The sequence below is a fragment of the Streptomyces sp. NPDC037421 genome (assembly GCF_055602105.1).
In genome coordinates this window covers 210,708-231,735 of record NZ_JBVJWV010000008.1, presented here as the reverse complement: position 1 = coordinate 231,735, position 21,028 = coordinate 210,708, and the positions used below count along the sequence as shown (strand labels likewise).

At 72.8% G+C, this 21,028-nt stretch carries 20 protein-coding genes and 1 pseudogene; 12 read left to right on the top strand and 9 right to left on the bottom strand.

What is annotated here, in order from left to right; genetic code table 11:
• Positions 1-85: 85 nt before the first annotated feature.
• The 3 genes and pseudogenes from ACZ7IF_RS15395 to ACZ7IF_RS15385 form a co-directional block, all read right to left on the bottom strand.
• Positions 86-703: pseudogene (locus ACZ7IF_RS15395) on the bottom strand (PadR family transcriptional regulator); the annotation flags it as partial.
• A gap of 61 nt (positions 704-764) precedes the next feature.
• On the bottom strand, positions 765-1,331 hold the full coding sequence (locus ACZ7IF_RS15390; RefSeq protein ID WP_470970181.1) for a hypothetical protein: 567 nt from the start codon (positions 1,329-1,331) through the stop codon (positions 765-767).
• A 217-nt stretch (positions 1,332-1,548) separates the two neighbouring features.
• Complete coding sequence (locus ACZ7IF_RS15385; protein WP_470970174.1) at positions 1,549-3,225, bottom strand: protein kinase domain-containing protein; 1,677 nt, start codon at positions 3,223-3,225, stop codon at positions 1,549-1,551.
• A gap of 227 nt (positions 3,226-3,452) precedes the next feature.
• Here ACZ7IF_RS15385 and ACZ7IF_RS15380 point away from each other — a divergent pair, with 227 nt between their 5' ends.
• Positions 3,453-5,051 (top strand): protein kinase domain-containing protein, encoded by a 1,599-nt coding sequence (locus ACZ7IF_RS15380; RefSeq protein ID WP_470970167.1) that lies wholly within the window; start codon positions 3,453-3,455, stop codon positions 5,049-5,051.
• Positions 5,052-5,163: 112 nt separating this feature from the next.
• Here the strand turns inward: ACZ7IF_RS15380 and ACZ7IF_RS15375 are convergent, their stop codons facing one another.
• Positions 5,164-5,607 carry a pyridoxamine 5'-phosphate oxidase family protein gene (locus ACZ7IF_RS15375; RefSeq protein WP_470970161.1) on the bottom strand — a complete coding sequence of 148 codons (444 nt, stop codon included), beginning with the start codon at positions 5,605-5,607 and terminating at the stop codon, positions 5,164-5,166.
• Positions 5,608-5,803: 196 nt separating this feature from the next.
• Complete coding sequence (locus ACZ7IF_RS15370; RefSeq protein WP_470970154.1) at positions 5,804-6,463, bottom strand: response regulator; 660 nt, start codon at positions 6,461-6,463, stop codon at positions 5,804-5,806.
• A gap of 325 nt (positions 6,464-6,788) precedes the next feature.
• On the opposite strand from ACZ7IF_RS15370, the gene pdhA reads away from it, so the two are divergent.
• The 5 genes from pdhA to ACZ7IF_RS15345 all read left to right on the top strand — a co-directional run bounded on the left by pdhA (position 6,789) and on the right by ACZ7IF_RS15345 (position 12,326).
• Positions 6,789-7,997, top strand: a complete 1,209-nt coding sequence (gene pdhA / locus ACZ7IF_RS15365; protein ID WP_470970147.1) for a pyruvate dehydrogenase (acetyl-transferring) E1 component subunit alpha — start codon at positions 6,789-6,791, stop codon at positions 7,995-7,997.
• On the top strand, positions 7,997-8,977 hold the full coding sequence (locus ACZ7IF_RS15360) for an alpha-ketoacid dehydrogenase subunit beta (RefSeq protein ID WP_470970141.1): 981 nt from the start codon (positions 7,997-7,999) through the stop codon (positions 8,975-8,977). The genes pdhA and ACZ7IF_RS15360 overlap by 1 nt, the downstream gene beginning before the upstream one ends.
• A gap of 13 nt (positions 8,978-8,990) precedes the next feature.
• On the top strand, positions 8,991-10,472 hold the full coding sequence (locus ACZ7IF_RS15355) for a dihydrolipoamide acetyltransferase family protein (protein WP_470970135.1): 1,482 nt from the start codon (positions 8,991-8,993) through the stop codon (positions 10,470-10,472).
• Positions 10,473-10,605: 133 nt separating this feature from the next.
• Positions 10,606-11,544 carry a GNAT family N-acetyltransferase gene (locus tag ACZ7IF_RS15350; RefSeq protein WP_470970129.1) on the top strand — a complete coding sequence of 313 codons (939 nt, stop codon included), beginning with the start codon at positions 10,606-10,608 and terminating at the stop codon, positions 11,542-11,544.
• Between the two features lie 17 nt (positions 11,545-11,561).
• Positions 11,562-12,326 carry a hypothetical protein gene (locus ACZ7IF_RS15345; protein WP_470970125.1) on the top strand — a complete coding sequence of 255 codons (765 nt, stop codon included), beginning with the start codon at positions 11,562-11,564 and terminating at the stop codon, positions 12,324-12,326.
• Positions 12,327-12,347: 21 nt separating this feature from the next.
• Here ACZ7IF_RS15345 and ACZ7IF_RS15340 read toward each other — a convergent pair whose 3' ends face one another.
• Complete coding sequence (locus tag ACZ7IF_RS15340) at positions 12,348-13,049, bottom strand: TetR/AcrR family transcriptional regulator (RefSeq protein ID WP_470970121.1); 702 nt, start codon at positions 13,047-13,049, stop codon at positions 12,348-12,350.
• A 113-nt stretch (positions 13,050-13,162) separates the two neighbouring features.
• Here ACZ7IF_RS15340 and ACZ7IF_RS15335 point away from each other — a divergent pair, with 113 nt between their 5' ends.
• Together ACZ7IF_RS15335 and ACZ7IF_RS15330 are read left to right on the top strand one after the other, a co-directional pair.
• A complete protein-coding gene (locus ACZ7IF_RS15335; protein WP_470970116.1) occupies positions 13,163-13,777 on the top strand; it encodes an NADPH-dependent FMN reductase in 615 nt (204 codons plus the stop codon).
• A 14-nt stretch (positions 13,778-13,791) separates the two neighbouring features.
• Entirely contained in the window at positions 13,792-15,207 is a 1,416-nt protein-coding gene (locus ACZ7IF_RS15330; protein ID WP_470970111.1) for a DHA2 family efflux MFS transporter permease subunit, read from the top strand.
• A 5-nt stretch (positions 15,208-15,212) separates the two neighbouring features.
• Here the strand turns inward: ACZ7IF_RS15330 and ACZ7IF_RS15325 are convergent, their stop codons facing one another.
• The 3 genes from ACZ7IF_RS15325 to ACZ7IF_RS15315 all read right to left on the bottom strand — a co-directional run bounded on the left by ACZ7IF_RS15325 (position 15,213) and on the right by ACZ7IF_RS15315 (position 17,343).
• Complete coding sequence (locus tag ACZ7IF_RS15325) at positions 15,213-15,638, bottom strand: PPOX class F420-dependent oxidoreductase (protein ID WP_470970104.1); 426 nt, start codon at positions 15,636-15,638, stop codon at positions 15,213-15,215.
• Positions 15,639-15,725: 87 nt separating this feature from the next.
• Entirely contained in the window at positions 15,726-16,928 is a 1,203-nt protein-coding gene (locus tag ACZ7IF_RS15320) for a DUF1266 domain-containing protein (protein ID WP_470970097.1), read from the bottom strand.
• Positions 16,929-16,938: 10 nt separating this feature from the next.
• A complete protein-coding gene (locus tag ACZ7IF_RS15315) occupies positions 16,939-17,343 on the bottom strand; it encodes an ATP-binding protein (RefSeq protein WP_470970091.1) in 405 nt (134 codons plus the stop codon).
• Between the two features lie 224 nt (positions 17,344-17,567).
• Between ACZ7IF_RS15315 and ACZ7IF_RS15310 the strand changes: the two genes are divergently transcribed.
• The 4 genes from ACZ7IF_RS15310 (at position 17,568) to ACZ7IF_RS15295 (ending at position 21,025) form a co-directional block, all read left to right on the top strand.
• The gene (locus ACZ7IF_RS15310; RefSeq protein WP_470970432.1) at positions 17,568-18,434 is read left to right on the top strand and encodes a helix-turn-helix domain-containing protein; all 867 of its coding nucleotides are present in this window, start codon (positions 17,568-17,570) and stop codon (positions 18,432-18,434) included.
• Complete coding sequence (locus ACZ7IF_RS15305) at positions 18,431-18,646, top strand: DUF397 domain-containing protein (RefSeq protein WP_470970086.1); 216 nt, start codon at positions 18,431-18,433, stop codon at positions 18,644-18,646. Before ACZ7IF_RS15310 ends, ACZ7IF_RS15305 begins: the two co-directional genes overlap by 4 nt.
• Before the next feature lie 164 nt (positions 18,647-18,810).
• A complete protein-coding gene (locus ACZ7IF_RS15300; RefSeq protein WP_470970082.1) occupies positions 18,811-19,035 on the top strand; it encodes a hypothetical protein in 225 nt (74 codons plus the stop codon).
• A 130-nt stretch (positions 19,036-19,165) separates the two neighbouring features.
• Positions 19,166-21,025: a P-loop NTPase family protein gene (locus ACZ7IF_RS15295; RefSeq protein WP_470970077.1), complete on the top strand. Its 1,860-nt coding sequence runs from the start codon at positions 19,166-19,168 to the stop codon at positions 21,023-21,025.
• The last annotated feature ends 3 nt before the right edge of the window (positions 21,026-21,028 follow it).

Genomic DNA, 21,028 nt, shown 5'->3' with positions numbered 1-21,028 from the left:
GCACCGCACCCCCACCCTCTATACCTTCTATCCGCCCCCCCTGTTGGGCTTGTCGTGTTTTTTCCCCCCCCCCCCCCCTCCCCCCGCCCCCCCCCCCCCCCCCCCCCCCGGGCCCGGGTTCGGGTCCGGGGGCGGGCGCGGGCGCGTCCGCCGGGCCGAGCGCGGCCAGCCTGACGAGCCGGGACTCGGAGTGGTCGAGCCAGCGCGCCTCGGCCTCGGTCTGGAAGATCAGCTGTTCCAGGACCAGCAGCCAGGCCAGGTCGTCGCGTTCGCGGGACTGCCCGCTCTCGATGGCGGCGAGGGCCCCGGCCTTGAGCCGGGTGTAGTCCTGCATCGCCTTGAGCGTGGCGTGCCGCTGGGCCTGGATGACGGCGCGGATGTCCACGCCGGGCGCGCCCACGGCCATGGCGAGCTTGATGGACAGCTCGTCGCGGGGCGGGTTGGTGCGGTCGACGGGCCGCTCGTACCAGTCGCGCAGTTCGGTGCGGCCGCCGTCGGTGATGGCGTAGAGGGTGTGGCCGGCGTGGTCCTCGCCGCCGGGGGCGACGAGCCCGTCGCGCTCCAGGCGGGCCAGTGTGGTGTACACCTGCCCGACGTTGAGCGGCCAGGTGGAGCCGGTGCGGGATTCGAACTCGGTGCGCAGCTGGGAGCCGTAGCGGGGGCCCCGTTCCAGCAGTGCGAGAAGGCCGTGACGGATCGACATACTCAGTATGTATACCGAGTATGCTCGTCTTCGCAAACACCCCGCCCCCGGCGGGGCCGCCCTACCGGCCCCGCCGCAGCCGCATGCCCATGTAGCCGATCCCCAGCCCCATCAGGGCCAGTCCGGTGCCCAGCGGGAGCAGATCCGCGGCCAGGTCGGCGGCCCGTTCGTTGGGCTCGGTGCCGAGCGCGGTGACAGGGGCGGTGGCAGGCGTGGTGGCAGGCGCGGTGACGGGTGCCGACGGGCTCGGTACGGCCTCCGGCCGCGGTGCGACGGCCTCCGGCCGCGGTGCGACGGCCTCCGGCCGCTCCTGCGCCGGGTGGAGCGGGCGCGCCGGGTGGACCGGGCGCACCGGCCGGGAGGCGGCGGCGAAGCCGGGGTCGGGCGGTGCGTCGGCGGGCCGCCCCGGGTGCTCCCGCGCGACGCCGGCGGCGCTGCCGGCGAGTTCCTCGTACGCCTCTTGCGGTACCGCCGGGAGGTGCCCCCAGGCCGCCCGGCCGGGGAGCGGGGGCGCGGCGACGGCCGGGGCGCGGACGGGGGTCGCGCTCGCGGGTGCGGCGGCCAGCAGCGCGGCGGCGGCCAGCGAGGCCCCGGCGGTCCAGTGCGGCGGGCGGAGGCGTCGAGTCACGGGGTGCCCCTCCCCTTCCGTGCGGCCCGGACGTCCGATGTCGGAGCGCCGCACTCAGGTTCACATGCTGGGGCAAAGCGGGCATCTCGGGCGGTCCGTCAGGGTGCCGGGGACGCCCGTACCACCGGTCTGGCGGTACGGGTCGGCAAGCGAGACGGAGCCGCGGAGCTGCCGGCAGCCGCTCCCGGCCGAGCGACGCCGGCCGGGGGGCGGGTGCCTACTGGGGGTCGCCGGTGGAGACGACCAGCGTGAACTGCGTGCCCTCCTTGGGCACGTCGGTCCCGGACGCCGGCAGCTGCTCCAGGACGGTGTCCTGGCCGTAGACGGTCTCGTCGCGGTTCTGGATCTCGAACCTCCAGCCCGCGGCCTGGATGCACTCCTTCACGGAGCGGAGGTTCTTGTACCGGAAGTCCGGGGCCACGACCTTGGTGGCGTCCTTGTAGGACTTCGTCGGGCTCTTGCACTTCTCCACGTCGATCGTGCGCGACGGGTCCGGCCCCTTGTGGCCGGGCTTCGCCGCGCCGGACGCGGACGCGGACGCCGAGGCCGAGGCGGCCGGGGAGGCCGTGTCGTCCTTCTTGTCGTCGTCGTCCATGTTCAGCACCGCGATCAGACCGCCGATGGCCAGCAGGGCCACCGCGATGGCGCCGACCACGACCGGGGTGTTCTTCTTCCCGCCGCCCGAGGAGGCCGCCGCGGCGGGTGCCGGCGTGGGCGAGATGGTGAACGGCGGCGGGGTCTGCGGGGCGTACTGCTGCTGCGGCACCGGCGCGGGGGTGTGCGGGTACGCGTAACCGCCCTGCTGCTGGGGCTGCTGGTGCGTCTGCGGCGCGTACGGGGAGGGCGGCGGAGTCTGGGCCTGGTAGGGCTGCTGGAGCGACTGCGGCGGCGGCGCCTGGAAACCGGAGTCCACCGGCGGGAAGACGGCCGAGCCCACGCCCGCCCCGCTGCCGCCGGCCGCGGCGCCCGGGACGATGACCGGGGCGCCGGTCTGGCCGGCCGACATCACGCGCATGATCTCGTCCCGCATGGCCGCGGCCGTGGGGAAGCGCTCGTTCGGGTTCTTCTTGAGCGCCCGGGCCACCAGCGCGTCCATCGCCGGGGTGATCGACCGGTTGACGGCCGACGGAGCCACCGGCTCCTCCTGGACGTGCGCGTACGCGATGGCCAGCGGCGAGTCCGCGTCGAAGGGGATCCGGCCCGTCAGCAGCTGGAACAGCATGATGCCGACCGAGTACAGGTCGGAGCGGGCGTCCACGCCGCGCCCCAGCGCCTGCTCGGGCGAGAGGTACTGCGGGGTGCCGACGACCATGCCGGTCTGCGTCATCGAGGTGACCCCCGACTGCATGGCGCGGGCGATGCCGAAGTCCATCACCTTGACCACGCCGCGCTTGGTCATCATCACGTTGCCGGGCTTGATGTCGCGGTGGACCAGGCCCATCTCGTGGCTGGTCTCCAGCGCGGCCAGCACGTCGGCCGTCACCTTCAGCGCCTTGTCCGCCGGCATGGCGCCGTACTGGCGCACGTCCGCGTCGAGGACCGCGCCGAGCGGCTGCCCCTCCACGTACTCCATGACGATGTACGGCATGACCGCTTCGTCACCGCCGCCGGAGCCGAAGGTGACGGTTCCCTCGCCGGTGTCGAAGACCGAGACGATGTTGGTGTGCGACAGTTTCGCAACAGCCTGCGCCTCACGCCGGAAGCGCTCGCGGAAGGACGCCTCGCGTCCGAGTTCGCTGTGCAGGGTCTTGATCGCGACCTGGCGGTCGAGCGCGGAGTCGTACGCGAGGTAGACCGAGGCCATGCCCCCCTCGCCCAGCAAATCCCTTAGCTGGTAACGGCCACCGGCCAGGGAGCCGCCTGCGTACCGGCCCTGCGTGCCGTCCTGGCTCATGACTGTTGCTTCCCCTCGGGCTGTTTCCCTACGCGTCTGGCTGAGCGCATGTCGCGCCCAGTCTGCCGGAGGGCAAGCACACGTCAAGCCGGTGCCCGCTGCGTGACCGCAGGCCTACGGGGCGTCTGTAGCCGAACGGTGACGGGTTCAGAGGCTGTAGCGTTCAGCCGGAGCACCCGATGAGGCCCCACCGCTAGAGCGGACGAGAGAGACGACGGCGAGGACTGATGTCACCCGAACCCGAGGGAAACGGCGCCGGGATGGCCGACGGTCCTGAGCACTGGGGCGCGGGCGGTCTCGTGGGCGACGGCCGCTACCGGCTGACCCACCGCCTGGGCCGCGGCGGCATGGCCGAGGTGTTCGCGGCCGAGGACGTACGGCTGGGCCGCACCGTGGCCGTGAAGCTGCTCCGCGCCGACCTGGCCGAGGACCCGGTGTCCAAGGCCCGCTTCACCCGTGAGGCGCAGTCGGTCGCCGGCCTCAACCACCACGCCGTCGTCGCCGTGTACGACTCCGGCGAGGACCGGGTCGGCCCGAACGTGGTCCCGTACATCGTGATGGAGCTGGTCGAGGGCCGCACCATCCGCGAGCTCCTCATCAGCGCCGAGGCCCCGGGGCCCGAGCAGGCGCTCATCATCGTGTCGGGCGTGCTCGAAGCGCTCGCCTACTCGCACCAGCACGGCATCGTGCACCGCGACATCAAGCCCGCCAACGTCATCATCACCAACACCGGCGCCGTGAAGGTGATGGACTTCGGCATCGCCCGCGCCCTGCACGGCGCGCAGTCGACGATGACCCAGACCGGCATGGTCATGGGCACCCCCCAGTACCTGTCGCCCGAGCAGGCCCTCGGCAAGGCCGTGGACCACCGCTCCGACCTGTACGCCACCGGCTGCCTGCTCTACGAACTCCTCGCGCTGCGGCCCCCCTTCACCGGCGAGACCCCGCTGTCGGTGGTCTACCAGCACGTCCAGGACGCGCCGGTGCCGCCCTCGCAGCTGCCCGAGGGCGGTTCCATCCCGCAGGAGCTCGACGGCCTGGTCATGCGCTCCCTCGCCAAGGACCCGGACGACCGGTTCCAGAGCGCCGAGGAGATGCGCGGGCTCGTCCAGTACGCCCTCCAGATGCTCCAGGACCAGGGTCCGAACACCGGCACCTGGAACACCGGCCCCGTCACCATGGCGCTCCCGCACGGCCAGCCGGGCGGCGCGCCCACCACGGCGATGGCGCCCGCCCAGAACGGCGGCCCGCGCCAGCAGTACCCCTCGCACGCCACGACCTCGCAGTTCCAGCAGCCGATGGTCCCCCCGCTGAACCCGGACGACGGCACGGCCTTCCCGGGCGGCGGCAACCACGGCGGCGGCCAGGGCGGTCACGGCGGTCACGGCGGCTACGACCCCTACGACAACGGCCGGCGCGGCGGTGCGTGGAAGGCGTGGCTCTTCGCGGTGCTCGCGGTCCTCGCGATCGCCGGCGGTGTCGCGTACGCGATCAAGACCGGCGGTCTCGGCGGGGGCGGCGGCGGCAACAAGCCGAAGAGCAGCACCAGCTCGCCCGCTCCCTCGCAGAGCAGCGGCAGCACGCCGGACACCCCGTCGACCTCGCCGAGCCCGGAGACCGGCTCGCACACCGACGAGACGTACCGGCCGACTCCGAGCCGCAGCAAGTACACGCCGAGCACCACCCCGTCGGCCCCGTCCACCGCGTCCTCCACGCCGAAGACCACCCCGCCGGTGGATCCTTCGACGAAGCCGACGCCCCCGACGGACCCGCCGACCAAGCCGACGCCGCCCACCAGCGGCGGAAGCCCCGCGAGCGAGGGCTGACAGCCGATCGGAAAGGGCCCGGAGGAAGTAATTCCGCCGGGCCTTTTCCGTACCCGTTTCCGTACCCGTTTCCGTACCCGTTTCCGTACCCGCTTCCCTGTCCGTCACCAGGTCAGAGGGCGTGCTGGTACGGGCGGTCCGCGCAGCCGTCACGGGTCTCGCCGGCCGGGTTCCCGGGCAGCGTGTGCACGGTGACGAGTTGCGGTTCGATGCGCATGTAGACGGGGTCGAACACTTCTCCGTCCACGAAATGCGGCCCCGGACCGAATAGTTCCAGTTCTGCCGTGGCCGGCTCGACCAACTCCGCCGTACCGGTGAACTGCACCGTCCACAACGCGGCCTCACCGGAATTGAAGTTGTCCGCCCCGTAGGCGACGACACTGCCGGCGCACGCCTGGTGGTAGCCGAAACCGCCGTGCATTCTCAGCAGGACCCTGCCGTCCACCACGATGTGGCGGGCGACGGCGAGGAAGGGGAGCGCGCGCATGCTGGTGGCGACCCGGCCGTAGGGCACGCGGCGCAGCAGTTCGATGGCGTGGAGTTCCTCTGGGGACATGCAGCCACTCTCGGGCACCGGCGGAGCGCCGGACAGAGGACCCGGCCCTGATGATCGGGGACGTTGGTCCCGAATTGAACAGTGCGCCCCGGGGCATCACGCGGCCACGGGGCGTCACGGTCGAGAACCGCTCAAGAGGCGGTCCGGGGCGGGTCGAGGCGGCCCGCCCCACCGCCTTGACCTGCGCTGGTACGTGCTAGCGCTTCTCCGCCTGGAGGCGGGCCACGTACGCGGCGGCCTGGGAGCGGCGCTCCATGCCCAGCTTGGACAGCAGGCTGGAGACGTAGTTCTTGATGGTCTTCTCGGCCAGGTGCAGCCGCTCGCCGATCACCCGGTTCGTCAGGCCCTCGCCGATCAGGTCGAGGATCTTGCGCTCCTGCTCGGTGAGGTTGGACAGCCGGTCGTCACCCTTGCCGTTCTTGCCGTCGCGCAGCCGTTCCAGCACGCGCGCGGTGGCCACGGGGTCCAGCAGCGACTTGCCGGCCGCCACGTCGCGCACGGCGCTGAGCAGCTCGTTCCCGCGGATCGCCTTGAGGACGTAGCCGGAGGCGCCCGCCATGATCGCGTCGAACAGCGCCTCGTCGTCGGCGAACGAGGTGAGCATCAGGCACTTGACGTCCTCGTCCAGCGAGCGCACCTCGCGGCAGACCTCGACACCGCTGCCGTCCGGCAGGCGCACGTCGAGGACGGCGACGTCGGGGCGGGTGGCGGGAATGCGGACCAGGGCGTCGGCGGCGGTACCGGCCTCACCGACGATCTCGATGTCCTCTTCGACCGACAAAAGCTCATGAACGCCCCGACGTACCACTTCGTGGTCGTCCAGGAGAAATACCTTGATTTTTCCGTCTTCGCGCACAAACTCATCTTCACACACTCACCTCTTCCCTGCCGCGGTTACCCGGGATAACGTGCCGTTGTTCCGGCCCCCTGCAAGGCTGTGACCAGTGGATGTTCCCCAGGTGGCCGATTTACTTGGATATCCAAGCAAAATCGCAGGTCAAACGGGGTTTCGCAGTTATGCGTCGCACTGGGTAACGTGCTGTGCGCAGGGCACTCGCCGGGGCACCTGTCACGCCTGAATCCGTTACGCGCCGTGCACCCACCCCGTGCACGGGTACGGATACAGGTGAGCCGCACTGGTCCCCGGAGAACCCGGGTGCCGGACCGACGGAGGAGCACACGTGACCGTGGAGAGCACTGCCGCGCGCAAGCCGCGACGCAGCAGCGGCACCAAGCGGGCGGCCGGCGCGGCAAGCGCCCGCAAGACCGCCGCTGCCACCGCACAGCCGCACGACGCCGAGCCTCAGCTCGTACAACTGCTGACGCCCGAGGGTGAAAGGGTCGAGGTCGAGGGCAACCCCGACATCGCGGAATTCGCGCCCTTCGTCGCGGACATCACCACCGAGGACCTGCGGGCGCTGTACCGCGACATGGTCCTCACCCGCCGCTTCGACGGCGAGGCGACCGCGCTCCAGCGCCAGGGCGAGCTGGGCCTGTGGGCCTCGCTGCTGGGCCAGGAGGCCGCGCAGATCGGCTCCGGCCGGGCGCTTCGCGACGACGACTACGTCTTCCCGACCTACCGGGAGCACGGCGTGGCCTGGTGCCGCGGCGTCGACCCGACGAACCTGCTCGGCATGTTCCGCGGTGTGAACCACGGCGGCTGGGACCCGAACACCAACAACTTCCACCTGTACACGATCGTCATCGGCTCGCAGACGCTGCACGCCACCGGCTACGCCATGGGCGTGGCCAAGGACGGCGCCGACTCGGCCGTGATCGCGTACTTCGGCGACGGCGCGTCCAGCCAGGGCGACGTGATGGAGGCCTTCAACTTCTCCGCCGTCTACAACTCCCCCGTGGTGTTCTTCTGCCAGAACAACCAGTGGGCGATCTCCGAGCCGACCGAGCGCCAGATGCGCGTGCCGCTCTACCAGCGCGCCCAGGGCTTCGGCTTCCCGGGCATCCGCGTCGACGGCAACGACGTACTGGCCTGCCTCGCGGTCACCCGCTGGGCGCTGGACCGCGCCCGCCGCGGCGAGGGCCCGGCCCTGATCGAGGCGTTCACGTACCGCATGGGCGCCCACACCACCTCCGACGACCCGACCAAGTACCGGCTCGACGAGGAGACGGCGGCCTGGGAGGCGAAGGACCCGATCCTGCGCCTGAAGGCCCACCTGCTGGCCTCCGGGGGCGCCGACGAGGCGTTCTTCGAGGAGCTGGAGGCCGAGAGCGAGGCCATGGGCAAGCGGGTGCGCGAGGTCGTGCGCGCCATGCCCGACCCCGACACCATGGCGATCTTCGAGAACGTCTACGCGGACGGGCACGCGCTCGTCGACGAGGAGCGCGCCCAGTTCGCCGCCTACCTCGCGTCCTTCGAGGAGGGTCACTGATGGCTGTCGAGAAGATGTCGATCGCGAAGGCGCTCAACGAGTCGCTCCGCAAGGCCCTGGAGACCGACCCCAAGGTCCTGATCATGGGCGAGGACGTCGGCAAGCTGGGCGGTGTCTTCCGCATCACCGACGGGCTCCAGAAGGACTTCGGCGAGGAGCGGGTCATCGACACCCCGCTCGCCGAGTCCGGCATCGTCGGCACCGCCATCGGCCTGGCCCTGCGCGGCTACCGGCCGGTGGTGGAGATCCAGTTCGACGGCTTCGTCTTCCCCGCGTACGACCAGATCGTCACGCAGCTCGCGAAGATGCACGCCCGCGCCCTCGGCAAGATCAAGCTGCCGGTCGTCGTGCGCATCCCGTACGGCGGCGCGATCGGCGCCGTCGAGCACCACAGCGAGTCCCCCGAGGCGCTCTTCGCGCACGTCCCGGGCCTGAAGGTGGTCTCCCCGTCGAACGCCAGCGACGCCTACTGGATGCTCCAGCAGGCGATCCTCAGCGACGACCCGGTGATCTTCTTCGAGCCGAAGCGCCGCTACTGGGACAAGGGCGAGGTCGACACCGAGGCCATCCCCGGCGAGCTGCACAAGTCGCGCCTCGTCCGCTCCGGCACGGACGTCACCCTGGCCGCGTACGGCCCGATGGTGAAGGTCTGCCTGGAGGCCGCCGCCGCGGCCGCCGAGGAGGGCAAGTCGGTGGAGGTCCTCGACCTGCGCTCGATGTCGCCGATCGACTTCGACGGGATCCAGGCGTCGGTGGAGAGGACCCGCCGTCTGGTCGTGGTCCACGAGGCCCCGGTCTTCCTCGGTACCGGCGCGGAGATCGCCGCCCGCATCACGGAGCGGTGCTTCTACCACCTGGAGGCGCCGGTGCTGCGCGTCGGCGGATTCCACGCCCCGTACCCGCCGGCCCGCCTGGAGGACGAGTACCTGCCCGGCCTGGACAGGGTGCTCGACGCCGTCGACCGCTCGCTGGCGTACTGAGGAGATCAGCGCGATGACGATCCGCGAATTCAAGATGCCCGACGTGGGCGAGGGCCTGACCGAGGCCGAGATCCTCAAGTGGTACGTCCAGCCGGGTGACACGGTCACCGACGGGCAGGTCGTCTGCGAGGTGGAGACCGCGAAGGCGGCCGTGGAGCTGCCGATCCCCTTCGACGGGGTGGTGCACGCGCTGCTCTTCGAGGAGGGCGTGACGGTCGACGTCGGCCAGGTCATCATCTCCGTCGAGACCGGGGACGCCGGTGCCTCCGGCGCCGAGGCCCCGGTGGCGGCCGCCGCTGCCGCCCCGGCGGGCTCGGAGGCTGCCGAGGAGCCGGCGGCCGAGGGCCGCCAGCCCGTGCTGGTGGGCTACGGGGTCTCCCAGGCCTCGACCAAGCGCCGCCCGCGCAAGGCCGTCCCGACGGCCGCAGTCGCGGCCCCGGTGGCAGCCGTCCCGGCTCCGGCCGCTCCGGCCGCTCCGGCCGCGCCCGCTCCCGCGGCGCAGAACGGCACCGCGTACGCCAACGGCAACGGCAACGGCGTGGCCACCGCCGAGCGGCCGCTGGCCAAGCCGCCCGTGCGCAAGCTCGCCAAGGACCTCGGCATCGACCTGGCCGCGGTGGTCCCCACCGGTGACGGCGGGGTCGTGACCCGGGAGGACGTGCACGCCGCCGCGGCGGCAGCGCTCGCCCCGCAGGCCCCCGTCCAGGCCCCGGCCCAGGCTCCGGCCCCGGTGGCCGCGCCCGCACCGGTCGCGGCTCCCGCCGCGGCGGCCGCGGCCGTGGCGGCGCCGGGCGCGCGGGAGACCCGTATCCCGGTCAAGGGCGTCCGCAAGGTCACCGCGCAGGCCATGGTCGGCTCCGCCTTCACCGCGCCGCACGTCACCGAGTTCATCACCCTCGACGTGACCCGCACGATGAAGCTGGTCCAGGAGCTCAAGGAGGACCCGGACCTCGCGGGCCTGCGGATCAACCCGCTCCTCCTGATCGCCAAGGCCGTCCTCATCGCCGTCCGCCGCAACCCGGAGGTCAACGCCTCCTGGGACGAGGCGGCCCAGGAGATCGTGCTCAAGCACTACGTCAACCTGGGGATCGCGGCGGCCACCCCGCGCGGCCTGATCGTCCCGAACATCAAGGACGCCCACGCCAAGAGCCTGGCGGAGCTGTCGACGGGCCTGTCCGACCTGGTCGCCACGGCCCGCGAGGGCAAGACCTCCCCGGCCGACATGCAGAACGGCACCCTCACCATCACCAACGTCGGCGTCTTCGGCGTCGACACCGGTACGCCCATCCTGAACCCCGGCGAGTCCGCGATCCTCGCGGTCGGCGCGATCAAGCTCCAGCCGTGGGTCCACAAGGGCAAGGTGAAGCCGCGCCAGGTCACCACCCTGGCCCTGTCGTTCGACCACCGCCTCATCGACGGTGAGCTCGGCTCCAAGTTCCTCGCGGACATCGCGGCGGTACTGGAGCACCCGCGCCGGCTGATCACCTGGTCGTAGCGGAGCCCCGGGCAGCGAAACCCCCCGATGGCCGGTCCCTCCTCCGCGGGACCGGCCATCGGGCGTTTCCCCGACCGCCATCCGGGAGGAAATCCCCTGGTCAACAGGGAGGTCCGGTGTGATCATCGGCCTGATGAGATTTCGCGCTGCCACCGCAGACCCCGCAGACATCGACCGCGCCCTGGCCCACCCGGCCGACGGCCCCGTCGCCCCCATGACCGCCGACCGGATCCGCGAGGAGCTCGCGGGCAACCGGATGCGCCCCGAGTGGACCTGGTTCGCCGAGGACGAGGACGGCCGGGTGCTTGCCCGCGCCCTGTGGTGGGGGCGCGCGGACAGCGAGCGGCCCGTCGCCCTCGACTGCCTCCAGGTCCGCACCGAGGTCGCCGACCCGGCCGCCCTGGCCGCCGCCCTGCTGGAGGCCGGGCACACCGCCTTCGGCAAGCGCCCGGCCTACAACGTGTCCCTGCCCCGGGGCTGGCGCGACGACCCCGCTCTGGCCGGGGCGGTCGCCTGGCGCCAGGAGGCCGCGCAGCGGGCCGGTCTGACCCGCGAGGTCGAGCGCCTGCGCTACGAGTGGACCCCGGCCGCCGGGACGGCCGAGCCGACGGGCAGGCTCGTCTTCCGCGAGGGCACCGACGAGGAGTTCCTCGACGGCTTCGCCCGGCTCTCCCGCGGCAGCCTCGATCTGAACACCCAGAGCGAGCTGGCCGCGATGTCCGAGGAGGAGTTCGCCCGTGAGGACTTCGAGTTCTACAGCGACTGCCCCGGCGAGCGCTCCTGGTGGCGCCTGGCCCACCTCCCCGACGGCACCCTCGCCGGGATGGCGATCCCCTCCGCGACCCCCTACCACCGCAACGTCGGCTACCTGGGCGTCGTCCCCGAGCAGCGCGGCAAGGGCCTGATCGACGAGGTCCTCGCCGAGATCACCCGCTTCCACGCGGGCGAGGGCGCCGAGCGGATCACCGCGACCACCGACACCGTGAACCTCCCGATGGCCGCCGCCTTCGACCGGGCGGGCTACGAGGTCACCGAGATCCGCCTCGTCCTGGAGGCCCCGCCCGGGAGCTGAATCGGTAGCATCCCGGGATGCCGATCGCCGAGTTGCAGGTGTACTGCGTGGAGGAGGCCGACGTCACCGGCGGGGTGTGCCTCGTGCGGTGCGTCGGCGGGGTGGCACGGGCCGGACAGGTGTACGCGGCCGGTGAGTCGAGGCTCTGGCTGCGGGGGATAGAGCGCCACGGCCGACACGCCGAGTCGTTCGGCGCCGGCCACACGGCGCGGGTCCGCCTCGCGGGTGCCGTCGTCGCGCTGCTCAGCCGCGGCCAGGTGCTGACCTGCGTACCCCCGGACGGGCACGGCCTGGCGGAGCTGGAGGCCTGGCTGGCCGCCGGGCCGCCGCTGACGGACGAGCCGCACCCGCGCACCCTGCGCGGCCTCGCGGTGGGCGGGATGCAGGACGGCCTGCTGCCGGACGCGACGCGGCTGCGCTGGGGCCGGCTGGCGGTGGCGGCGGCGTACCGGTGCGCGGCGGCGGAGGGCGCGTCCGACCTGGTCCGGGGGATCGAGCTGGCCTTCGTACGCGGCTACCTGATCCGGGAGTTCGGGCCCGGGCGCGGCGGTGACCCGGCCGCCGTGTGCCGGGAGGCTCTCGCGCTGGTGGACCTCACCCCGGCGGAGGCGGCCGCGCGGGCCCGCGTCTGGCGGGAGCTGCCGCGCGCGGAGATCGTGCACCTGCGCCACCTCAAGATCCTGCTGCGGTGGACGGGCGCCGCCCGGCCGCACCTGGTGGACGGGGACCCGCTGGCGGTGGCGCTGGACGCCTGGTCGCGGGTGCGTCCAGGGCTGCCCTAGGCGCGGTCCGGGCCAGGGGCGTCATCCGGCCCGGTAGGCGCGCGTGAATGCCGCCACCCCGCCGGTGATGAGCCGTTCGGTCTCCTCCTCGGGCAGGGGCAGGAGCCCGTAGTGGGACTGCTGCACGATCTGGTGCGCCGTCAGGGCGGTGAAGTGGATGCCCGCCAGTTCCGCATCACCGTGCACGTCGATCAGCCCTGCGGCGGCGAGGCCCTCCATCGCCTCGGCGAGGGCGCGGGCGACGGGGCGCGGCCCGGCCTCCTTCCACGCCTCCAGCACCTCGGCCGGCACGTGGTTGACCTCGGCGTGGATGTGCCGGACCAGCGCGAAGTGGTCGGAGTGCTCGAACATCACGCAGACCAGCGCGCGGGCGAGGGCCGTCAGATCGCGTTCCAGGTTGTCCGGGTGGGGCGGGCGCCCGGGGTCGAACAGGGCGCGCACCTTGGCGATGTGGGTGTCGCGGACCTCCCCCGAGGTCCAGGTGACGACGGTCGCGAAGAGCTCCGCCTTGCCGCCCGGGAAGTGGTTGTAGAGCGTCCGGGTGGAGACGCCGGCGGCCTCCGCGAGCGCGTCCACGGAGGCGCGCGCGTACCCCTCGCGGCCGAACACCGCGCAGGCCGCTTTCGCCAGGGCGATCCGCTTCGCCAGCTTCCGCGGCGGGATCCCGGGCTGTACCTCTGCTGCCCGGGGCTCCGATGCCCGGGTGTCGTTGCTGCCGTCCACACCAGCCTCCTCAATTTTTTACAACGGGCGTTGCAGTTTTTACAACGACCGTTGTAGTTTACCGGAGCGGCGGCCGCACCGGGCGGCCGGTCCGCTGTCCAAGGGGGATCATCATGTCCGTCAACGAAACAGTCCTGGACGAGCCGCTGCGCGTGGCCGTCGTCATCGGGAGCGTCCGCGAGGGCCGCCGGGGCCCCGCCGTCACCGACTGGTTCCTGAGCGCCGCGGCCGCCCACCACAGCGGCCTGGACTTCGACGTCATCGACCTCGCCGACGTACCGCTCCCGCTGGCCATGCCCGACTGGGGCGGCTCCCCGGACCCGGCGGCCGCCGCCGTGCTCGCGGAGGTCGGCCCGCGCCTGGCCGCGGCCGACGCGTTCGTCTTCGTCACCCCCGAGTTCAACCACAGCTTCCCGGCCGTGCTGAAGAACCTCATCGACTGGCACCGGCCGGAGTGGCAGGCCAAGGCCGTCGGCTTCGTCTCGTACGGAGGGGTCGGCGGCGGCCTGCGCGCCGTGGAGCAGCTCCGGCTGGTCTTCGCCGAGCTGCACGCCGTGACCGTACGCGACTCCGTGAGCCTGCACGGCCCGTGGTCCGGGCTCGGGCAGGACGGCGTCCCGCGCGACGCGGCCGTCACCGAGAGCGCCACCAAGAACATGCTCGGCCAACTGGACTGGTGGGCAAGGGCGCTGCGGACCGCGCGCGCCGGCCGGCCCTACGAGGCCTGAGGGAGTCGGACGCCATGACCGCAGCACCCGCCTCCGCCTCCGCGGCCCCCCGCGAGGCGGCACCCGCCGGCCCGGGGTCGTTAGGGAAGACGATCGCCGTCGTCATCACCGGCTCGGTGATGGCGGTCCTCGACATGACGATCGTCAACGTGGCCCTGGGCCGTCTCTCCGAGGCCTTCCACGCCCCGCTGGAGACCATCCAGTGGACCGCCACCGCCTACACCCTCGCGCTCGCCGCCGTCATCCCGGCCGCGGCCTGGGCCATGGGCCGGATCGGCGCCAAGCGCACCTACCTGACCGCCCTCGTCCTCTTCACCCTGGGCTCCCTGCTCGCCGCCTGCGCCTGGAACGCGGGCAGCCTGATCGCCTTCCGCGCCGTCCAGGGGCTGGGCGGCGGGCTGCTGATGCCGGTGGGCATGACCATGGTCATGCGGAGTGCCGACCGGGCCCGGATGGGACGGGCGATGGCCCTGCTCGGGCTGCCGATCCTGGTCGGCCCGGTCGCCGGCCCGATGCTCGGCGGCTGGCTCGTCGACTCCGCCTCCTGGCAGTGGATCTTCCTGGTCAACCTGCCCGTCGGAGCGGCCGCCCTGGCGCTCGCGGCGAAGCTCCTGGTGTCCGACGCACCCGCCGACCCGGCGTCGGCGCCCCGGCTGGACGTCCCCGGGCTGCTGATGCTCTCCCCGGGCCTGGCCCTGCTGCTGTTCGGGCTGTCCCGGGGCGGCGAGGGCGGCGACTTCACCGCCCCCGGCGCGCTGCTGCCCACGCTGGCCGGCGCGGCCCTCGCCGCCGCCTTCGTACGGCGCGCCCTCAAGGTGCGCGAACCGCTGCTGGACCTGCGGCTGCTGCGCGACCGCACCTTCGCCGCCGGCATCACCACCCTCGCCTTCTTCACCTGCGGCTACTTTGGGTCGATGCTGCTGGGCCCGATGTACTTCCAGCAGGCGCGCGGCATGAGCGCGAGCGCGGCCGGTCTCCTCGGCGCCCCCGTCGGGCTCGCCGTCGGCCTGACCATGCAGATCGCCTCGCGGCGCGTCGACAAGGTCTCGCCGCGCGGGCTGATCCCGGCCGGGGCGGTGGTGGGGGCCCTCGGCATGGCGGCGACCGCCCTGCTGACCGGCACCGACGGGGTACCGGTCTGGCAGGTGGTCGGCGCGGGCCTGGTCATGGGCGTCGGCGCCGGGATCGTCCTGATGCCGACGATGACCACCGCGAGCCGTGACCTGCCCGACGGGCGCATGGCCGCGGCGAGCACCGCCCTGAGCATCAACTCCCAGCTGTGGGCCTCGGTCGGGACGGCGCTGCTGTCCGTCCTCCTCGGCGGGGCGGGCGTGGGCCCGGCCGGCTTCCGCCTCGCCTACGGAGCCGCGGCGGTGCTGCTGGCCCTGGCCGTGATCCCGGCGCTGCGGCTGCCGGGGCGGCGGCCCTGAGCCCGTCAGGCCCCGGCGTCGGCCTTCGCGGCGTTGCCGAGCACCTTGGACGGGGTGATGCGCACGACCACGCGCACGGCCCCGTCGGAGGCGTCCCCGTACTCCTTGCCGGCCCCCGGCCCGAGGTACTCCTCGGCGATCCGGACGGCGACGGCCCGGCCGGTGTCCTCGGTGAGGGTCGCGGTGCCGCGGATTTCCGCGTAGAGGTAGGGGTTGGCGAGGTCGAAGACGGTCAGGCCGACCCGCTCGTCGCGGGCCATGTTCCGCTCCTTGCGGCGGCCCCGCTCGGTGGAGACCAGCAGGTCGTCGCCGTCCCGGGACACCCAGACCACCGAACTCTGCGGGCTGCCGTCGGGGTTGAGGGTGGAGAGGACCGCGGGGTGGGGGGCGTCGAGCAACTGCCGTACGGCGTCATTCAGCACAATCGTCATACCGGTCACGGTAGTTCGCGCGGGCGCCGGCGCCACGCCCTTTTACGGGGGCCCGCGCCTACTTCCCGAAGTCGGCCCCGGGCGCGGTCACTCCCAGGGGATGTTCCGGTACGGGCTGGCCGGATCGGTGGTGAGGGTCAGGTGGGTGGCGAGCGAGGACCCGTACCAGCGCCCGAACTCCTCCTCGTCGAAGTGCAGGCAGCGCCCCAGCGCGTACCCGGCGGAGAACTCCTCCCACGAGCGGTACGCCCCCCGGGCCGCCGCGCCCGCGCGGAGCACGGCGCGCTCGGCGTCCTCCAGGGTCCCGTAGCGGGTGGCGAGCCCCCAGCGGGCCATCTGGGAGGCGCGGCCGAGGTCCCAGGCGTGCACCGAGCGCACCCAGCCGTCCTCGGGGAGCAGCCCGTCGGCCCGGAAGCGCTGCTCGTAGCGGGCGATCCGGCCGATGAGCCGCCGCACCCCGGCGATCTCCCCCTCGACCTCGGCCGCCGGACGCGGGGCGGCGACGGTCACCCCGTCGGGGGTGAGCTGCGGCTCGGCGGCCTTCTCGGCGCCGTGCCGGAGGCTCGCCTCGGCGGCGTCGCGCCAGTGCTCGACGTCGACGGGCCCGGCGAAGTCGGAGGCCAGCAGCCGGCGCACGCGCAGCGCGTACTCCCAGACGGGGCTGACTATCTCGGCGTTCAGCATCCGCTGGAGCACCTCGAACCAGCCGGCGGTGTCCGTGACGCCCCAGGACCTGCGCAGCCGGTCGCGTTCGCGGGTGTAGCCGTTGCCGTGGTGGGCGAGGGAGTTCCAGAACTCCCCGTTGGAGACCGAGAGGTGGGCCCCGACGGCCAGCCCGTGCGCGACCGGACCGTGCAGCGGCCCGCCGGTGTGCAGGGCGTGCAGCGCGCCGGGGGCCAGGCCCCAGGCGGGCGCGGCGTCCCAGTGCGCGCGCCAGCGGGCACGGTCGGCGGGTGTGGTGGTGAGGTACGCCTCGGCGGGCGTGCCGGGGTTCACGGCGAGGTGGGCGGGGTCCCGGTCGTCCCAGGCGTTCGCGAACCAGGCGAGGCTCTGGCGCAGGAACACGGTGTCCGGGCCGGGGGCCGGGAGCATGCCCCGGGTGTAGACGGCGAGGCCGGCGGGGCCGGGGTGGAAGCGGGCGGCGCGGGGGTCGGCGTCGACGTCGGCGCGGGCCTGGGGCAGGAACAGCTCGGCGCGCGCGAGGGCGTCGAGGTAGCCCGGCCAGTCACCGCGCCGCTTGGCCTCGTACAACTCCCTCTCGATCGCACTCGGCGCCGTCCAGCCATCCATACGGGGGACCTTATACGGGCCCCGGGAGCGCGCACTCGGCCCACACGGTCTTCCCGACCACCCGCTGTGACGCCCCCCACCGCTGGGCGACGGCCTCCACGATCCGCAGCCCGCGCCCGTACTGGTCCTCGTCGGACACCGCTCGCGGCTCGGGCCACCGCTCGCCCTTCGGATCGGTGACCGCGATGCGGAGCACTGCTCCGTGGAGCTGCACCTCGACCCGGATGTACCGGTCCCGGATCGCCCCGTGCAGCAGCGCGTTGGTGACGAGCTCGCTGGTCAGCAGCGCCACGTCCGACGCCACCCGCGGCTCCCCCCACGCGACGGCCAGCCACGCGGCCCATCGCCTGGCGGCGGGTACGGAGTCCTGGCGGGGCGGGTAGTTGCGTACGCCGTAGCGGGTGAGGGTGGTCATGGCACCTCCTGGTCGGGCGGTGGCCTGCCGGCTCCCGTGGTGCGGGCATGCCGGTGCGCTTCCGCCAACTGTTCCTGTGCGGTGAGCAGTTCGTCACCGACGGTAGGGGTGCCGCGGTCTGAGTGGCAAGCTATTCCGGAGATATCTATCCCCACGAGTGGTTGTGCCACTCGCGTGGACCGGGGAACACTGCCTTCGGTACAGGGAGGTTGAGGCAAGTGGCCATGGGCAACCGCGTATCCACGGTGCTGGCGCGACGGCTGGGCGGAGAGCTGCTCCGGATGCGCGATGCGGCGGGGCTCACGCAGCCGCAGGCGGCGCAGGTCCTGAGTGCCACCGCCGCCAAGATCGCCAAGATGGAGCACGGCTGGGTCCCGTTCCGGGACCCGGACATCGTGGCGCTGTGCAAGCTGTACGGAGAGTCCGACGAGACGGTCGTGGATGGGCTGCTGTCCCTGGCGAAGCTGGACAGGGAGCGTCGTCGGGCCAAGGGCTGGTGGCAGCACTCGCCGAATGCCGGTGCGATGGCCGAGTACATCGCGATGGAGGACGTCGCGACCCGCGTGCGCACCTGGCAGCTGTCACTCGTACCCGGTCTGTTCCAGACAGCGGACTACGCGCGGGCCCTCGCCGTGAGCGATGACTTCTGGCAGGACCCCGACGACATCGAGCGCGTCGTGGCGGTCAGGATGAAGCGGCAGAACCGGCTGTGTGGTGAGGATCCGCTCCAAGTGCACGCGGTGGTGTGGGAGGCCGCACTGCGCCAGGAAGTCGGCGGCCCCGTTGTGATGCGAGCGCAGCTCGCACACCTGCTGGAGCTGTCCGAGCTGCCTAACGTCCACATTCAGGTGCTGCCGTTCCGCGCCGGCGGGCATCCGTGCATCGTCGGGCCCTTCAACGTCGTCTCGTTCGCGGAGGCCGGAGCGATGCAGGTGGTCCATGTCGATGTCATCGGAGCTACTGTGTGGGTGGAGAGCCGAGAGGAAAGCGCCGTGTACAGCGGGTACTTCGACCGGACTGCCCGTCTCAGCCTTGCCCCGCGCGACTCCGTCAACCTGATCGCCAGCATCCGCAAAGGGCTCAAGACGTGAGGAACTTCCGCTTCGTGAAGTCCAGCTACAGCGCATCCAGCGGTGAGTGCGTCGAAGTGGCCACGAACGTGCCCGGCACGGTCGCGGTCCGGGACAGCAAGCGGGCGGACGGCCCCGTCATCCAGGTCACCCCCACCGCGTGGACGGCCTTCGCGGAGTCGGTCATGACCAACCCGGGCCCGGCCCGGGTGCGTGCGGCCCTGGCCGGCTGAACCGCATTGCCAACCACCGCTCCAACAGGCCTGGTTGAGACCTTCGTGAGACTCCCCGCGGCCGTCCCGCTCGTAACGTCGGTGGTGTCCGCCTCTGACGTCAGGGGGCAGAGGCCCACCCGTACGGGTGTCAGGGATAGTGAGGGGAAATCATGATGCGACGGATGCGTACCGCACTGGTCGGGGGAGCGCTCGGGCTGGGCGCGATGCTGTTCGCGGCGGTTCCGGCTTCGGCGGCGACCGCGCCGGCCGAGAAGCCCGGGAAGGTCATGCTGGTGGCCGACGAGAGCGCCGCGCAGACCGCGGCTCTGGCCTCCGACTGCCGGTACGGCGGGTACATCATCTACTCCGACGGCAGCGTGGTGCACGTGATCATCTGCGGTGAGTGACATCCGCGGCTGAAGGGTCGCTCCGGGAGGCCCCAGGGCCTCCCGGAGCGATCGGAATTCCCTCTTCAGCAGGTATCCCGGCCCTATCATCGTCACCGCAAACGGTGACCAAAGGGTGGGGGATCCCGACATGGAAAGAGCACCGTCAGAGCCCGCGTTATCCAATGCCGGTCAGGACGCCGTCCGGGACGAGGTGACGGCGCTCCTCGCGGGGGCGGGACAGCCCGTCGTGATCGACCTCGTCGGACCCCTCGGGTCCGGTAAGAGCACCCTCCTGAGCCGACTCGCCGACGGGCGGCCGGTCGTCAGCGCCGGGCGGGAGGAGCTGGGGGCCGCCCTGAGCGCGGCACAGGCAGGCGTACGGCCCGTGGTGTACGTCGACGACGCCGACGTGAGCGGTTTCAGGGAGGTCCTGCGGAGCGAATTCCGCCGGACCGGGACACAGGCACACGTCGTCTTGGCGAGCACGCGCCCGTTACCCGGCACGTCCACCGTGCTCCTGCCCCGGTGGACGGACGCGGAGGTCCGCGATCTGGCGGTCGCGCTCGGCGTCACGGCCGGGCTCGACCTGGTGGTGGCCCTGGCCGGCGGGCTGCCCCTGGTCGCGGGCGCGCTGAGCCGGGCACTGCTCGCGCCGACACCGCCCGACGTGCCGGGAGCCGTCGCCGACCGGGCGCTGCGCGAGGTCCTGGCCGATGTCCCGCTGGACCGGCACCTGTCCGACGTGCTGGACGCACTGGCAGCGGTGGGGCGGGGTGACGAGGAGCTGCTGTCCGAGCTGGTCCGGCCACCGGACGGACCGGACTGGTTCGCCGCGCTCACCGACCTCGCGCTGATCACGGCCACCGAGTGCGGTCCGGCGGTGGCCGAACCGTTCCGGACCCTCCTCGACCTCCGGCACCGCTGGCGCCGGCCCGTGGCGCACCGCGCCGCGATCACGCGGGCCGCCTCCCGCAACCTCCGCCTGCTGGCCGCGACCACCGACGACGGACGCCGCCAGGCGCTCGCGGAGCACTCGCTGTACCTGACCGACGATCCGATCGTCCGGCGGACGCTGTTCCCGCCCGCTCCGAACGTGCCGACCGTGCGGCAGGCCCGGCCCGACGACCACGAGTGGATCGCCGGGCTCGCCGACCAGTGGGCGCGCCGCGGCGGACACAGCACCGCCCGCACCGGACGACTGCTGGACGGCTGGCTCCGGCACACCCCCGACGGGTTCCGCGTGGTGTGCGACCCTGACGACCGGCCGGTGGGCATGAGTTACACCCCGCTGCTCACCGACCGGTCGGCGGCCGTGATCGAGCCGGTGACCCGCCAGCACACCGACCGGCTGGCCGTCGGCTCCGGCGGGACGTTCATCGGGATGGCGGCGTGCGAGGACGGGCACCCGGACGCGCACGCGGCGCTGCTGCGCCGGATCCTGGCCGACGGGATAGAGCAGCGGCGGATGGTGGTCGCCACGCCCTCGCCCGACTACCAGCAGCTGGTCCGGAGGCTCGGCTTCGGCTTCGTCGGCACGGCTCGCCACGAGCCGTCCGACGGCGGGCAGCACGCGGAGATCCACGAGCTGGCCTTCACCACCCCCGGCGGCCTGGCCGCATGGCTCGGCCGCATAGCCGCCACCGGGCTGGCCGGGGGGCCGGTCCCGCCGGACCTGCGGTGGTGCGTGGCGGAGGTCCGCAAGGCGCTGGAGAGCCTCCACGACCCCGTCCGTCTCGCCCGGAGCGCGCTGCTGGCCTCGCCCGCGACCCCGGCCCCGAAGGAGCTGCGCGCGGCCCTGGTCGACGCGATCGGGGTGCTGATCACCTCCGACGACCCGCCCACCGCCCAGGCGGGCCGGATCCTGGACGCCTACTACCTGCGCCGCCGGGCCGATCACGTGGGCGTTGCGCACCGCCTGCACCTGAGCCGGGCCACGTACTTCCGCCGGCTCGACCACGGCCTGACCCGGATCGCCGAGCAGGTGCTCGCCGGATACCGCGCGTCCTGAGCC